8 protein-coding genes are annotated in these 17,522 nt (G+C 38.8%); 2 read left to right on the top strand and 6 right to left on the bottom strand.

What is annotated here, in order from left to right; genetic code table 11:
• Positions 1-180: 180 nt before the first annotated feature.
• Entirely contained in the window at positions 181-2,457 is a 2,277-nt protein-coding gene (locus MB14_RS16230) for a PAS domain-containing sensor histidine kinase (RefSeq protein WP_062593480.1), read from the top strand.
• On the top strand, positions 2,454-2,846 hold the full coding sequence (locus MB14_RS16225) for a response regulator (protein ID WP_062593479.1): 393 nt from the start codon (positions 2,454-2,456) through the stop codon (positions 2,844-2,846). Before MB14_RS16230 ends, MB14_RS16225 begins: the two co-directional genes overlap by 4 nt.
• A 33-nt stretch (positions 2,847-2,879) precedes the next feature.
• Here MB14_RS16225 and MB14_RS16220 read toward each other — a convergent pair whose 3' ends face one another.
• From MB14_RS16220 to MB14_RS16195, 6 genes are read right to left on the bottom strand one after another with little or no spacing between them, the layout of a single operon-like run.
• A complete protein-coding gene (locus MB14_RS16220) occupies positions 2,880-5,255 on the bottom strand; it encodes an ABC transporter permease (RefSeq protein WP_062593477.1) in 2,376 nt (791 codons plus the stop codon).
• A gap of 18 nt (positions 5,256-5,273) precedes the next feature.
• Positions 5,274-7,640 (bottom strand): ABC transporter permease, encoded by a 2,367-nt coding sequence (locus tag MB14_RS16215; protein ID WP_062593475.1) that lies wholly within the window; start codon positions 7,638-7,640, stop codon positions 5,274-5,276.
• A gap of 11 nt (positions 7,641-7,651) precedes the next feature.
• A complete protein-coding gene (locus tag MB14_RS16210) occupies positions 7,652-10,108 on the bottom strand; it encodes an ABC transporter permease (RefSeq protein ID WP_062593473.1) in 2,457 nt (818 codons plus the stop codon).
• An 11-nt stretch (positions 10,109-10,119) separates the two neighbouring features.
• Positions 10,120-12,582: an ABC transporter permease gene (locus MB14_RS16205; protein ID WP_062593472.1), complete on the bottom strand. Its 2,463-nt coding sequence runs from the start codon at positions 12,580-12,582 to the stop codon at positions 10,120-10,122.
• 11 nt (positions 12,583-12,593) lie between these two features.
• Complete coding sequence (locus MB14_RS16200) at positions 12,594-15,038, bottom strand: ABC transporter permease (protein WP_062593469.1); 2,445 nt, start codon at positions 15,036-15,038, stop codon at positions 12,594-12,596.
• A gap of 11 nt (positions 15,039-15,049) precedes the next feature.
• Positions 15,050-17,449, bottom strand: a complete 2,400-nt coding sequence (locus tag MB14_RS16195) for an ABC transporter permease (protein ID WP_084376121.1) — start codon at positions 17,447-17,449, stop codon at positions 15,050-15,052.
• Positions 17,450-17,522 lie beyond the last annotated feature (73 nt).

Below are 17,522 nucleotides of genomic sequence, written 5' to 3'. Positions count from 1 at the left end.
TTAAGAATCATATGCAAGAGCCATTCCTGAAATAGAAATGGCTCTTGTTATTTATATGCTTTTATTCTCTAGTCAATAATTTTCGTAAAAAAACCTATGTTTTTCTATATTGCATTTAGCTGTGATATCCATTGGTCATAATATATCACCTTTTGAGAATACAAACTCCCCATAACACCAATGCATCATTCAGAAAACCAACCTATTAAAGACCGAAGTGAATTATTCGTTGAGCAATCCCCCTCGGCAATTGCTATGTTCGATCGCGAGGTACGCTATTTGGCTGCCTCACAACAATGGTTAAAAGACTACAACCTAGAAGGGCTCGATATCATCGGTAAAAGTCACTACGACATTTTCGATAATATTAGTCAAGAATGGAAAGACATCCATCAGGAGTGTTTAAAAGGGGCTATAAAAAAGAAACAAGAAGACTCATTTATTGGCAATGATGGCACTACACAATGGATCAGTTGGGATATAAGGCCGTGGTACACTGAAAAAAATGAAATAGGTGGAATCCTGATGTATACAGCCGACATTACCCCTATTAAAAAGAAAGAACACCTTCTTTCTAGGTATCAAGAGCTATTAGACAAAACCAATGAGGTTGCGAGTATTGGTACCTGGGAAGTGGACCTCAAAAAAAAGACTGTTACTTGGAGCAAAGTAACCCGAGATATTCATGAGGCAGCTGAAGGCTTTACACCAAATATCAACGATGGAATTAATTTTTATAAGGAAGGAGAAAACAGAGAAATAATCTATAAGCATTTTCAAGCATGTATTGAAGAAAAAAAGACCTTCGATCTAGAGCTGGAAATAATTACCGCTAAAGGCAATCACAAGTGGATACGTACAGTTGGAATTCCTGAAATTGAGAACAATCAAGTAGTTAGCGTATATGGCGTTTTTCAAGATATTGACGAAAAGACCAAAGCCAACAAACTTTTAGCTCTTCAAGAAGAACAGTTTCGCCAAACTTTTGAGTTTGCAGCTAACGGAATGGCTTTGGTAGGTCTTCAAGGCCAGTGGTTACAGGTAAACAAAAGCTTAAGCCAAATTATTGGCTATTCTAAAAATGAGTTAGAGAAACTAACTTTTGCCGATATTACCCATCCTGCCGATCTAGAAAAAGATTACAAATTACTTGATCAGCTTACTAACGGCAAAATTGATAGTTATCAAATGGAGAAAAGGTATTTCCATAAAAAAGGACATATCATCTGGGTTTTACTTTCTGTCTCCATGGTAAAAAACAGCATGGGCTTACCAAGCCACTATGTAGCCCAAATCAATAATATTACTGAAAGGAAACAAGCCCAATTTCAATTACAAGAGAGCATTAGTAAGCTACAGGGCATTCAAGATGCCAGTACTCAAGTCAGTATTATTGAAACCGATATAAATGGAGTGATAAAGTCGTTTAATCGAGGAGCCGAAAATCTTTTGGGCTATTCTGCTACGGAAATGATTGATAAACAAACTCCTGAAATCATTCACTTGGCTAGCGAAATTAAAGAAAGAAGCAAAGAATTATCTAAAAGCTATAACACAGACATTCAAGGCGTTCAAACCTTGGTTTATCAGGCATCCGTTGGACTTTATGAAACCAGAGAGTGGACTTACATAAGGAAGAATGGCTCTACATTTCCTGTGCAACTAACCGTAACTGCCATTAAAAACAGTAACAACGAAGTAAAGGGTTATCTAGGTGTAGCAACAGACATCTCTAATTTAAAGCGGGTGGAAGAAGAAGTGAAATCTCTGTTGGACGTAACACAGGAACAAAACGAGCGCCTTCTCAATTTCGCGCATATTGTTTCCCACAACCTCAGATCTCATTCAGGTAACCTTTCAATGCTTACAGAGCTGATGAAAATGGAAGTGCCAGAAGCTACCCAAAACCCCTTTTTTCCATTACTAACCGAAGCTTCAGAAAACCTAAAAGAAACCATACAACACCTGAATGAGGTGGTAGCCATGAGCACCAAAACCAATGATAATTTACTTTCATTGAATCTTTTAGAATATATTAAAAAAGCACAAACCAATCTTCATGCTTCAATTCTAGAGAGCGAAACACAAATAGAAATCAACGTGTCTTCTTCTATTTTTGTAAAAGCAATTCCTGCCTATTTAGAAAGTATTTTTCTTAACTTGATCTCCAATGCAGTCAAGTACCGGTCGTCTGAAAGACCAAACCGAATTACCATTGATGCAATTGTGAAAAAACAATTTGTCGTCATTAAATTTACCGACAACGGTATGGGAATGAACATGAAACTCCATGGGCGTAAACTGTTTGGAATGTACAAAACATTTCATGGAAATGAAGATGCTAGAGGAATTGGGCTGTTTATTACAAAAAATCAAATTGAGGCGATGAACGGTAAAATAGAAGTTGAAAGCGAGCTCGATAAAGGAACAACATTTAAAGTGTATTTGAAATTATGAAGAAAATTGATATTGCCTGCATTATAGATGATGACCCAATTTTTGTTTTTGGAGCAAAGAGAATGATGGAATTGGCCAACTTCTGTAATGGTTTTATGGTATTTCAAGATGGCAAAAAAGCGCTGGAAGGACTAGCCGCTATAATTGCTTCAGGAAATAATTTACCGGAACTCATTTTGCTGGATTTAAACATGCCTGTAATGGATGGATGGCAGTTTTTAGATGAGTTTACCAAAATAAAAACCGACAAAAAAATCACCCTTTACATTGTAAGCTCTTCAATTGACAATGAAGATTTTAATAAGGCCGAAACTTATGAAGTGGTCAGTAATTACATTGTCAAACCGATTACAATGGATACCTTAAAAGGTATACTTGAGGATTTTTAACTCAAGTATATCTTCTCATTTCCCCCTTTGTGACTATTCCTCTCTAAGTGTATCGGCTGGATTGGCTTTAGATACCTTCATAGAAAAGAACAAAGTCACCAACAGGTTCAGAACGAAAAACCCAGCCAAAGCCAACACAAAAATTATAGGTTGAATAGAAACCCGATACTTAAATTCAGCCAACCAATCTTGCATAGCGTAAACTGTGATGGGCGTAGCAATTAAAAAAGCGACAATCACCAAAACGCCATTCTCTTTATTCAACAAAAGAATAAGCTGCCTCATAGAAGCGCCTAACACCTTTCTTACACTGACTTCCTTTTTTCGCTGCTCAGCAGAATAAGTAGCCATGGCCATTAAACCCAATAGAGAAATGAATATAGCCAAGCCAGAGAAGGTATTAAACAAAGCCACTTGATCTGCTTCTTCTTTATAGTATTTTTCTATTTCATCATCTACATAACTAAACTCAAAAGGTCTATTCAAAAGGCTTTCGTACTTGACTTTGATTTCTTTAAGTGTAGCCTGATGCCCTTCCGCCTCAAAGCGGATCAATAAGTTCTCATTCCACCAACTTTCTTTACCCAATATTACAGCAGGTAGAATTTCATCCTTTAAGGAAGAAGAATGAAAATCTTCAATTACGGCTACTACTCTCATTTTATAGCCTGCATATTGATACACATATTTTCCAATCACACTTTCATCCTTCCAGCCTAAACCATCGGCAACAAGCTTGCTGATTACAATTTTTGTAGAATCGAGTTGTGCCATATCAAAACCCTCTTCTGCCTCCAGCACTTTTAGACCTAAAGTATTGATCACATCTTCATCTCCTAAAACAAAGGATACCTCAACATAAGGTGGACGTTCCTCCACATCACTATCGAAATAGCCTGCAAAAACGCTACTCCAAGTATGCTTGCCGAACATCCAATTGGTCACTGTGGCTTCTGAAACGCCCGACATACCAAGCACTTCATTCTTAAAGACTTGAGACTTCCCTTTCAAGTCTTCAAAAAGCGGAACATAGACTAGCAGTTCCTGATCAAACCCCATTTTCTGCTCTTTCAAAAACTTCATTTGAGAATGCATAATGAGGGTAACCAAAATCATAATGCCCGCCACTAAAAACTGAAAACCAACCAACACTCTTCTTAAACCACCCTTGCCTGCGGTTCCGCGCATGTTATTTTTTAATAGCACTAATGGCTTATATCGACTGATATAAAAAGAAGGATAAAGTCCGGTTAACACACCAATGGCAAGCCCCATTAAAGGCACAAAGAGCAAAAACTCGAGGCTGAAATATTTCAACTCCATCGTTTTCCCCAATAAGCTATTCATTTGAGGCAATAGCCTTTCCGTAAGCGCAAAGGCCATGACTAGAGCTATGGTAGTCACCACGACAGATTCTACCAATTGATACCAAACCAATTGAGATTTTTGAGCACCAATGACTTTTCTAAGCCCAATTTCCTTGGCCCTTTTCAGAGAACTGGCTGTAACCATATTGACATAATTGATCACTGCCAAAAGCAAAATTACCAAACCAATACCAGAGAAAAGATACACAAAGCGAATGTCACTTTGATCTGTCAGGTTTGCATAAGTAAAATTGGCGTGAAGCCTTTGGTCGGTGATTGGCAATAGTCCAAACACATCATCCCTTACAAAAATGCCATAGCTCGATTTAGGCTTAAGTTCATTGATCATTTTCGCCACCTGTGCCTTATCTTGCTCTTCTGAAATTTTAAGATAAGTAAGAGCAGACCTCATGCTCCCTGGCTGTTGAGTATCCATTTCTGCCACACCGCTCCTTATTACCATTTCAAACCTGAGTGAGCTATTATTTGGTGGGGTTTCACTGATTCCCGTTACCACCAATTCTCTTTCTTTATTTAGAGTAACTGTTTTCCCAATTGGGTTTTCCTCACCAAATAATTTTTCGGCAAGAGCGGTGGTAATTACTGCCTGATATGGCTGATCCAAAACAGATTGAGCTACCCCTTCCACCAGTTTAAAATCCAGCATTTCGAAAAAGTTAGCATCTGAAAAAATTACCTTATCAGAATAAATGCGTTCATCTCCAACAGTTAAGAGGCTCTTCCCTCCACCACTAATCATTCGCACTGCAGACTCTACGGCCGGAATATCGGACAAGATAATTCCAGCTAAATCAGGCGCAATTGCCCCTTGTTTTACATCTCGAGTAGTATCAGTAGCGTAAACCCTGTACAGCTGCTCATGGTCGGCATGAAATTTATCATAACTCAGTTCATCACGCACATAAAGCGCAATCAATAAAAATGCGGTAAGACCAACGGTGAGGCCCAAAAGATTGATTATACTATAAAGTCGCTCTTTACGGAGCTTTCTAAAAATGATAGTCAGGTAGTTTGATAACATAGTTCTTCGATCTAGTAATTACTCCTCTCTAAGCGTATCGGCTGGGTTTGCTTGAGAGACCTGTAAGGATTGTAAAAGAGTCACCATCCAGCTCAAAGCCAGAAAGCTTAAGAATGCACCGATAAATATAAGTGGAGTGATTTCGATGCGGTACTTAAACTCGGCCAACCAACCCTGCATGGCATAGTAAGCAATAGGTGAAGCAATGAGAAATGCCAAAATAACCAGAAGCGTATATTCTTTATTCAGCAAAAGCAACAGGTTTTGAATTGATGCACCAAGTACCTTTCTAATACTCACTTCTTTTCTGCGTTGCTCTAAGGTATAGATCGTCAAAGCAATTAAACCCAAAAGTGAAATAAAGACGGCCAAGCCCGAAAAGATTTGGAAAAGCATAAATTGACCTTGTTCTTTTTTGTAGAAGGCTTTTACCTGATCATCTAAAAAATAGTATTCAAAAGGCCTTTGAAATATAGCCTCATATTTTTCGTCTACTTGCTCCAATATCACTTTGGCTTTATCCCCTTCTAGCTTCAATAAAACATTGCGAGTTCCCCAATCACTTAAGTATTGAATGATCAATGGTTTTATTTCTTCCTTCAATGAATAGGTATGAAAATCCTCCACAATGGCCACCAACTTCTTCCCTACTTTATCATTATATCCATAGAGCCTTCTTCCATCTGGCTCCGTCATAAGTCCGAATTTCTCAGCAAGACTTCTATTAGTCATTATTTCGTCTTCACTAAAATCTTCCGAGTCAAAATCATCTGATTTCCATAGAAAATTAACACCAGAAGCCTCAAAGAAATCTTTATCGGCAAACACAGCCTCTACCCCAGTCGATTGACGATTTTCTGCCTTGGTATCTGGGTTGTCGTTAATACTTGTGTTTGAAGATTGACCAACCCTAAAACTATTCAGGCTTACAGACTGCACTCCACTAATGGTCTTAAGTTCATTCTTAAGCGTCTGATATAACTGGGTTGAATCTCGGTAAAGTGGAACACTGACTAGGAAATCAGTATTGTAACCCAAATCTTTCTCTTTCATGAACTTCATTTGCCCAGAAATAATGAATAATACTACGAGTAAGACGCCAGAAGTCACAAACTGAAAAAGCACTAAAAATTTTCGTAAATACCCTTTTCTACCTAGACTCACTGAGGATTTCTGAAGCAGGGCTAGAGGCTGAAATCGAGCAATAAAAAGAGCAGGATAAATTCCAGATAAAAAACCCAAAAGCAATCCAAAAACGAGTACCCAAAGGAAAAAATCACTACTGAAATAGTTAAGACTTATGTCCTTATCAAGTACCTCATTAAATGTATTGAGAAGCCTTTCCGAAATGGCGAAAGCCATAATAAATGCTACTAAGGTTATCGTGGTCGATTCAACCAGTTGATAAAAGATCAATTGATGTTTTGAAGCTCCAATTACTTTTCTCAACCCAATCTCCTTCGTCCTTTTACTTGCTTGAGCGGTAACTAGGTTAATGTAATTAATAATGGCTAACAACAAGACGACACTACCTATGCCACTAAAAAGAATTACAAAGGAGATATCGTTTTTATCAAACGCATCACCTTCATAAGGCGCATGTAACCTTTGACCCAAAAGTGGGAGCAGCTCATAACTACTATCTTCTAAGAACCTCGCATAAATTGGTTTATCCTTTAACTCATTAAGTCCATTTTCAACCGAAACGGGATCAGCTCTTGGAAAAAGAGAGACATATGTCATGACGTTTCTAAGTCCATGAGTCTCTTCAAATGTGTTTTTAAATTGCCCCTGCTTGTAAAGCAATAGATCGAATTCAATTGTGCTGTTCTTTGGTGGATTTTCCGCCACCCCACTGACCGTCACAACAAAATCCTTATCGATCTTAATTTCTTTCCCCAATGGATTTGTATCTCCGAAAAAACTCTCCTTAAACTCTTGGCTAATTACTGCTTGAAGTTCAGTTGAAAAGACACTATTGGGTTTACCATCTAAGAGCGGGAAATTGAAGAACTCAAAGAAATTCTGGTCGACATAAAAAACATTCTCAGCGTAAACGTCACCTTCAGACCTAGAAAGTAAAGTTGGTCTACCTACAATTGAAAGCCGAGTCTGGTTTTCGATCTGTGGAATGAAGTCACTCACGATTTCAACATAATCTGTAGGCACATGAGCGTTATAGCCCCAATCTTTATGATTGGTGATCACCCGATAGATATTCTCCTTGTTCTCGTGGAAATTATCGAAACTGAGTTCATCGCGCACATAAAGCGCAATGAGCAAAAAGGCAGACAGGCCAACGGTAAGCCCAGCAATATTCACAAAGGAATAGAGCTTCTCTTTCCGTAGTTTTCTGACAATAAGTTTAAGGTTGTTTTTGAACATAGCTTTAAGGTTTATTCGTTTCGCAAAGTGTCTACTGGGTTAAGTCGGCCTGCTTTGAGGGATTGAAATAAAAGTGTCACCACAACAATGAGGAATATTAAAACACCCGATAAAGCAAAAATGGAAAAGCTTAAATCAATTCTATCGGCATAGGTTGAAAGCCATTCTTTAAGCAAGTAGATTGAAGTAGGGATGGCTAAAATGAAGGCTACCACAAGGAGTTTCATAAAACTAGCCCCAAACAATTTCATAATATCAGCTACTGAAGCACCCAACACCTTCCTAATCCCAAACTCATGAACTCTCTGATCAAGAGTGAATACCGCGAGGCCAAACAAACCCAAACAAGAAACTATAACCGACAGTACTGAAAACACCAAAACAGCCCTTAGGCCTTCTTCTTCGATCTTAAGTAAACTAGTATAGCTACTCTCCATCAATTGAATATTTAATTCCTTATCCGAAAACTGAGACCACAACTCTTCAATATTAGCCCTGGCCTCTTTTGAATCATTGACTTTGACAAGAAGGGGGTAATGATAAGCCCCTAAGCCATTATAGGTCTTTCTGGTAATCAATACTGGGGCAATACTTTGCCTTAGATCACTAAAGTAGAAGTCGTTCACCACCCCAATGGCCTGAAACCGACTATCTTTGAGCAGCTTTGAATTATTATCCATCAAGTCCATGATTTTTGCAGCCACCTCATTGACTACTACGGGGTGCTTAACTTGTGCGTTTACAGCTCCTTCTTCAGTCGAGTTTACAATAGTATTGCCTTCAAATTCTTTGAAACCATAGCCTTGAATAAAATCCATCTCCATAGTTTCAAAAAAAGAATCATCTACCGTGAAGTAGATTAATGAAACTGTCGTTGAATCTGAGAGTTTTACCTCAATTGGCCGCTCGTATGATTCTTGGAAAGGCATTCTATTTATATGTGCTGCACTTTCAATGGCTGGATATTTCGCCAGCGCATCTTTAAAAGTATTCTTAGATTCTTTGAGTTCATAAGTATTTAAAACCAAAACACTAAAAGGATCATAACCAATATTACGGTTCTGAATATGTTCTACCTGTAAGTACATAGTAATCACGGCTATAATTAAACCTGCAGAGCAGGTGAACTGTAATACTGCCGCACCTTTTCTTAGTGCTCCAGCATTTAGAATGCTAAAACTCTTTTTTGCACTACCGTTTTTCAATACTGCCGATAAATTGGCACTAGATAAATATAAAGCTGGGTAAATCCCTGAGACTAGCGTTAGAAAAAAAACGAACAAGACTAAGCCTGTAATCCACTCCGTAGTCTGCAAAACAGAATAGTCAACTTTAATGCCTACCAAGTTTGTATTCAATGTAATAAGCCCCTCTACAATGGCCAATGCCGAAATGGAGGAAAACATTACTACGATAAAGGACTCCAGCATAAACTGGAAAATGAGTTGTCTTTTTGACGAACCCAATATCCGCTTCACTCCTACCTCCTTCATTCTGGCAGAAGCTCGAGAAGTTGAAAGACTGACGAAGTTGAGAATGGAAATAATCAAGGCAGCCAATGCAACAATTGCCATGGTTTTTAACTGAGATGCATCTAAAGATGGCATGAGATTGTTTGTGGTCTCTGAACCTATACGCAAACCATCTAAAGTCTCCGTATAAAACCCACAGTAAAGACCAGCATTCTTCCATTCTTCTGCAGAAATAACCTGACCTCCGTAAGTCTTTGGTTGAATATATTTATGGCTTAGTTCAAAAAGCCTTTCATCAAGTTTACTTGTAGTTGTATTTGGTACTGCTACCAAATAATTATAGATGGAAGAGTTCTGCCAACCGTCCAAGGGTAAGCTTGAATCTGGAATCCGAACTTCAGAAACCAACAAATCAAAGTTTAGCTGACTCTTAAAAACGGGAGTCTTTATTACCCCGCTAATGACAATAGGAACTTGCGAAAGACTATCTCTAGCTGAGGAAGAGGTTACAAAAATAGTTTTCCCATAAACATCTTCAGTACCAAACAACTCCCTCGCATACTCCTCGCTCAAAACTGCAGAATTGGGCGCAGAAAGCGCAGTACTACGGTCGCCCATTACTAATTCATAGTCAAAAACTTTCAAGAAAGAGGAGTCAACCAAGTAGCTAGCCCCTCTATACTCCAAATCATCTAGTCGTAAAGTTATTGTTCGTTTTTTAAAGCTTGTAAATTGCTCAACCTCTGGTATTTCAAATATTACTTGAGCCAAGTTTGGTGGTCCTTGAGCAAACTTATTACCAATCATGGTATAGCTTACTTGAAATATATCATCCTTCTGCGAAAAGCCTCTTTCATAACTATTCTCCTGATAGAGGTATAATGTCACCAGAAAATAAACACTCAGACCCAAAGTGAGCCCAGCAATATTGAGAAAGTGTAGAAAGGTTGACTTCCTGAAACTCTTAATGGCAAATTTGAAGGTCTGTTTGATCATAGCTTTAAGGTTTATTCGTTGCGAAGGGTATCTACTGGGTTAAGTCGGCCGGCTTTGAGGGACTGGAAAAGGATGGTGGAAAAAACGATGAACAGGGTTATTAGCCCAGTGAACAAAAACACTCCAGCAGAAAGTGAAATACGATTGGCAAAACCATCGAGCCAATTCTGCAAGGCATAAATGGAAACTGGAATGGCGACAACAAAAGCAATTGCAATAAGTTTGGCAAAATCCTTAGAGAATAATTGGACAATATCGATTACCGATGCACCCAATACCTTACGGATACCGAATTCGTGGAAACGTAGATCAACCGTGAATACAGCTAAGCCAAATAAACCAAGGCATGACACGATCACAGCCAAAACTGAAAAGAAAAGCATATAGGAAAAACCTTGATTTTCTTCACTCATCAATTCAGCATAGTTAGATTCAAGCGCCTCCCATTCTAAGCGTACATCACTGTAACCTACCCAAGTCAATTTTTCCCAGACACTTTCAACAAACGCTTTTGCTGAATTCTGATCTTTCGACCTAATTGTAAGATAGCTGTATAAATTAGGCTGTGACTCTACGATAATAATTGGGTCAACCGCTCTTCTTAAATCATTAAAAAAGAAATCTTCTATGACTCCAACAACTTTATATTTACCACTTATCAATTCTCCAATAGGCTCTTCAAGCCCAAATACTCTTGCAGCCATCTCATTAATAAGCACAGGCCTAATTAAGGATTGTTTTTTGGCTGTTGAGTCTGAATTTAACACGGTAGAAGTACCTATTTCTGCACCCGAAAACATTGTGCCTTTGCTCAACCTAAACTTCATCAATTTTAAATAATCAATGTTAGCGCGCATTATAACAGCATGGTGTTCGTTGCCATTTGCGTCTTTCAATGGCATAGGGATTTGCTTTACATCATCCATTGGTAACCTACTAGAGAATCCAAACTCTTCAATTAATGGGCTTTTCGACAATTCATTTTGGAAAGCGCTAATTGTGCTACTTCCATCTCTTGGATTGGATAAATAGAAAAGACCATTTGTCGTTAAAATCCCTTCATCATCATAGCCTAGGTCTCTATTCCTTAAAAAATCAATTTGCAGGAACATAACGATAACCGCTACGATTAAGCTAATTGAGCCTACAAACTGAACTACCGTAGCTACTTTTCTAAATCCTGTGGCATTAAAAATACTCAGCTCTGTTTTAGGTGATCCCTTTCTCATAAGAACGAAGGACTTATTACTGGATAAATAAAGCGCTGGATATATGGCTGAAAGAAGTGTGAGCCCCACAATAAAGAAAGCAGCGCCCATCAACCATTCACTAAAATGAAGGACAGAAAACTCCACAAATGAACCTCCAAAGTCGGCACTCAATTTGATCACCAATTCTACTACCCCTAAGGCCAGTATGGCCGAAAGCAACACAATAATAAAGGCCTCAATTAAAAACTGAGTAATCAATAGCCCACGATTAGCTCCCAAAATACGTTTCACGCCAACCTCCTTAAATCTTACGGTAGCCTTCGCTGTTGATAGGTTAATGAAATTAATGACCGAGATAAGCAAAGCGGCAATACCAACAATAATCATCGTAGTCAATCTACTCTGATCAAGTTTTGGCATTAGATTGAGCATGGCCTTGGATTCAGTCCTTAATTCATCCAAAGACTCAATCATTAAGCCTCGATAAGCCGGGTCTTTCTTCCAATTTTCAATGCTTCGATTTCCAGCTTCATCACCCTTCGTATGTGGATAAATATATTTTAGAACGATTTCATCCATACTTTGCTCGAAACTGTCTCTGTCAGTAGCTTGATTGATTCTTGCGTAAATGTGTTTCGTAGCACCTCCCCAAGCTTTCGTTTCGTAAACATCAACTTTAGCGTTATGCATAATTGCATCAACATCTAATTGAGTTTTATAGCGTGGCTTTTCAATTATTCCATTTATCAAATAAGTATCCCCAGCATACGTCACTACTTCTCCCAACACATCGGTCGACCCGAAAAGCTGTATTGCAAATTCATTTGTAATTACGGCAGTACTGGGTTTACTTAACACCGAAGAAGCATCTCCCACTATTACTTTAAAATCGAAAACCTTTAGAAAGTGAGCATCTGTCCTGATAGCATCAGCCATCAAGCTTTTATTATCATCAGTGGCCAGATCAGCCTTACCTTTTGTAAAAGCCGTAATAGCTTCAACCTCCGGTATTTCATCCTGAACTAAGACAAGGTTTGGAGTACTTACTGCTATCCCATCCATCATTCCTTGCATTTCAGAGCTTATTTGAAAAATATCCTCCTTATTACTGAAGTCACTTTCATAGCTTTTCTCTTGATAAACATAGAGTGAAATTAAAAAGAAGACCGACAGGCCTATGGTAAGACCAGTTAAATTGAGTAGATGAATTAGAGGCGTTTTCCTGAAACTTCTAAATGCGTATTTGATGAGTTGAACTATCATAGCTTTAAGGTTTATTCGTTGCGCAAAGTGTCTACTGGGTTAAGTCGGCCGGCTTTAAGAGATTGGAAGAGAATAGTGGCAGCGACAATGATTATCATTATCAGGGCAGTTAGTCCAAAAATCCATGCATTTAGGCTAATTCTATCGGCATAATTAGATAGCCAGTTTTGCATAAAATATACTGAAACAGGAAGGGCCATTAGAAAGGCCACAGACATTAGTTTGGCAAAGCTACTTCCGAATAACTTCATAATATCTGCTACTGATGCGCCAAGCACTTTTCTAATACCGAATTCATGCGTGCGTTGATCTATGATAAACATGGCCAAACCCAATAAACCTAGGCATGAGATAATTACCGCTACTATAGAAAAAATTAAAACAGCCCTAAATCCTTGCATTTCAATCTTCAAAAGGCTGGAGTAGTTGGTTTCTAAAAAATGCCACTTCATTTCCTCTTGCGAAAATCGAGACCAAACTTCTTGAATTTCATCTATATTCGGTTTACTTATGCTAGACTTAACAACTAATGGATGGCTAAATGCGTAACGTCTACCTTTTCCAGGGCGAGATGTCATTAAAACAGGTTCAATGGATTCTCTTAGGTCACTAAACACAAAATCCTGAACCACACCTACCACTTTAGCCCTTTCTCCAATAAACTGACCTATTGGATTTTCGAACCCTAGCCGTTTGGCAGCTATCTCATTTATAACAACAGGTACATATTCTGGTGATATTTCAGTGGCACCTGAATTTGTGCTTTCAAAAAAGGAATGCCCATGAACGAACTTCATATCCATTACCTCAAAAAACATTGAATCTACCCCGAAAATTGAGAAGGACATATTGGTGGAATCGTTAATAGGAATCGGTTGAGCTCCCTCTAAGGTAATACTACTAGGCAAGCGAGTAGTGTAGGCTGCACCGCTTACACTAGGTAAGCGAGATAACTCATGGGCAAAAGTTTCTTTCGACTCCTTTAACAATGATGTATTATCAATTACCAATACCCCTTTTGATTGATAGCCAATATCTCTGGTTCTCAAAAAGTCCACTTGCAGAAACATGGTAATAACAGCCGTGATCAACCCTATAGAACACATAAACTGCAATACCGTAGCAGATTTTCTGAGTGCACCAGCATTCAGAACGCTGAAGCTATTTTTGGCAGCTCCACTTTTAAGAATAACCGCCAACCTTCCGCTTGAGAGATAAACTGCAGGATAAATACCCGCAAGAAAAGTGAGTACTAAAATAAAAGCAATGAGCCCGAAAACCCATTCTTGTGAATGTAAAACTGAATAGTCTACCACTATCCCAATTGACTCTGGCTTAAATTTCACCAAAACCTCTACCAAGGCCAAAGCCATAATGGATGCCAAGAGAATAAGTAAAAAAGACTCAAGCATAAACTGTAAAATCAGCATTAACTTCGATGAGCCCATAATACGCTTCACCCCCACTTCTTTCATTCTCATAGAAGCACGCGCGGTAGAAATATTAATAAAATTGAAGACAGAAATAATCAGTGCCGCTAAAGCAATTATAGTGAGAGTATTCACTTGTGAAGTGTTTAACGCGGGCATCAAATTACCTCGTGTATCTGAGTTTGTTCTGAGGGTAGAGAGAGACTCAGCATAAGAATCAGAATAAAGACTTTCAGCCTTCCAGTCCTCTTTTGTACCCTGACCACCAATTACTGTTTTAGGGTAAACATATTTATAGCTGATATCCGAAAGTCTTCTGTCGAGCAACTGCTCTGTAGCAGCAGGGCTTGCTACTATATAGTTATAAACTGTAGAGTTCTGCCAGCCCCCCACTCCATCGCTCATGGTTGCAGGCCTTTGCTCTGAAACCAATAAATCGAATTGCAGCTGTGTTTTAAAATTGGGTGTTTTGATTACACCATTTATAATAACCGGGACTTGATATGTGCTATCCTCTACTAGGTCATGCTTTGTTACATGAATCAGTTTACCAATCACATCAGTGCTCCCAAAAAAATCTTTCGCCCATTCCTCATGGATCACTGCAAAATTTGGCTCATCCAACACTGTTTCTGGGTCGCCTTTCAACAGTTCAAAATCAAAAACTTCGAGAAAAGAGGAATCAACCCTGAGCATTTTCACAATCTGCTCTTGATCATCCCATGCCAGTTTGGTGGATGCGCTTCGTTTAAAGCTTGTGAATGTTTCTACTTCTGGTATTTCGTTTAGTACATATGGTAAGTTAGGAGCGCCAAGTGCCGTCCTATTCCCTAGCATGGTGTGGCTTAATTGGTAGATTCTATCCTTGTGTGTAAAATCACTTTCGTAGCTTTTTTCTTGATAGATATAAAGTGAAATCATGAAAAACACACTGAGCCCAAGCGTTAAGCCCAATAAGTTAATCAAGTGTAGAAAACCTGATTTCCTGAAACTCCTAAGCGCAAATTTGAAGGTTTGTTTGAGCATAGCTTTAAGGTTTACTCGTCTCTAAGTGAATTGACAGGGTTGGCAGTAGCAGCTCGCATAGAACGGTAACCTGTAGTACTTAAGGCTATCAGAAGTGATGCGCCAATACTGATCAAGAAAATAATTGGCCCAATGGCAATTCGGTATTCATACTGCCCAAGCCAACTGTTCATTCCCCAATAGGCCAAAGGAGCGGCCAACAAAAATGATAGCCCGACTAAGACAATAAATTCCAATGAAAAACGGCTCATGATGTTAGCTACCGTAGCACCTAATACTTTACGGATGCCTATTTCTTTCGCCTTTTGATTTGCCATAAACGACACCAAGCCATAGAGGCCTAAACAACCTATGAAAATGGCAATGAAAGCAAACACGGTCAGCATTTGCGACATTTTTCTTTCTCCTTCATAGAAATCAGCAATCTCCTTATCTAAGAAAGTATAGTCGAACTCGTATTCTTCATGGATGTCGTGCCAAATGGTTTCTAGTTCTGCAATCACATTGGCAGTACTCTGCCCATTGATGCGCAAGCCTAGTGTTCTAAAATCCTCCTGTAAGTTAAACATGGCCACAGGCTCTATGGCCTGAGATAAAGTAGTAACATGATAGTCCTTCACCACTCCTACAATTGGAGCGTTAAAACCCCACAACATCATTCGTTCGCCAATAACTTCATTTGGGTCGGTGATGCCGAGTTTTTTCAGAAAGGTTTCGTTGACCACAAATTGATTTACGGTATCGCTTTTTGTAAGCCAATCGCCTGCTACCAAATCCAAACCATAGGTTTTCTGATATTGATCATCGGCCATTTTTACGTGGGTATTAAGTTCGTTTACTGCGCTATCTACCCCATAATAATAGGCGTTTGTAACTGACTGAGAGCCTGAAAAAGGTGGTTTATAATTGAAAGAATAAGAAACAACTCCCGGAATATTCTGAACTTTAGAATCCCATAGATCACGAGTTCCTTTGTCGCTTTCGGCCAAATTGATGTTCAGAATATACTCCTGATCATAGCCCATATCTACAGAGCTGAAATAGTTCATTTGCTGAACGGCCACTACAGTTCCAAAAATCAGAACCTGACAAATTAAAAATTGTGTAAACACCAGTGATCTTCTGAAGAACAAATTGCCTTTTCCTTTGGTCATACTTCCTTTGAGTGCATAAATGGGTTTTGCACTTGAGAGTACAATAGCTGGGTATAACCCCGCCAAAACCGACACCGCCAAAAGAATAGCAATCAAATAGCCAAGAAGTGCTAAGTCTGCAATAGGATTAAAAGGCACCTCAATTCCTATAAAGTCATTGATCACCATGGGTAAAAGCCTTTCGGTAAGGGCCATGGAAATCAATAAAGCAATAAGGGTTATAGCGAAGGTTTCTCCAATAAACCTTAATATCAATTGCTTTCTTGTACTGCCCAGCACCTTGCGCATGCCCACTTCCTTGGATCGCTTAACCGCCATGGCCGTAGACATATTAATGAAGTTAAAACAGGCGGTTACAATAAGCAGTACACCAATAATAATATAGGCGTAAAGAATGGTTTTTGGCGCTACACGGCCACTAAAAGTACCAAAACGCTCATCAAAATGATATTCGGTAAAAGGGGCTAACAAAAATGTACGTGCCTCACGGGTATCTTTATCCCAGTGTTTTTCTACAAAATCTGGAAATTGAGCGTCTATCTTGGCGGGTTCTACATTATTCTCCAAAAGTACAAAGGCCACATTGTCACTTGAAATGCTCCCCCAATTATTAAATTCCTGAGGATTCTTGGCCTTTTTTGTTTCCAAGGAAATAAAAATCCCAAAGGGAAAATCTGAGTTTTTAGGAGCGTCTTCCATTACCGCTACCACTTTCAAATCTGTTTCCTTATTCAGCTTTATGGTTTGCCCTACAGCCGATTGGTTAGGGAAATATTTATCGGCCAGCGTTTTATTTAAAGCAACAATATTGGGTTGGTTAAAAACCGACTCTACACTACCTTCTAACACTTCCCAATCAAAAACATCAAAGAAAGAAGGCTCGATATAAACCAGCTCGGGATCTTCTTCATAGTATTTAATTTGGCCACCATTATTCACAGAAATAAGACCGTAACGCTCGTGCGAAATCAATGTAACTTCCTTTACCCCTACTATTTCATCCTTGATAGAAGCAGGCATGACCAATGGCACTCCTCCCTGAGGGTATTCTCTACCGTCTTCTACATCAACATGTCCGACACGGTATATCGAGTTAAGATTTTCGTGATATTGGTTAAAACTGCGCTCTTGTTTTACAATCAAGAACATAACTAAGCTGCATGTAATACCGAGCGTTAAACCGCTGATATTAATGAGCGTGAAAGTTTTGTTGCGAACAAAATTTCTAACTAGGATTTTAAGATAATTTTTGACCATTGTATCTGTGTTTTGAGTTATTCGGTAATCAGGTAATCAGGTAATCAGGTAATCAGGTAATCAGGTAATCAGG

The organism is Roseivirga ehrenbergii (genome assembly GCF_001593005.1).
In the GTDB taxonomy this organism is placed as follows: domain Bacteria; phylum Bacteroidota; class Bacteroidia; order Cytophagales; family Cyclobacteriaceae; genus Roseivirga; species Roseivirga ehrenbergii.
The sequence above is the reverse complement of the archived record's forward strand: the minus strand, read 5'-3'. Positions and strand labels throughout refer to the sequence as shown.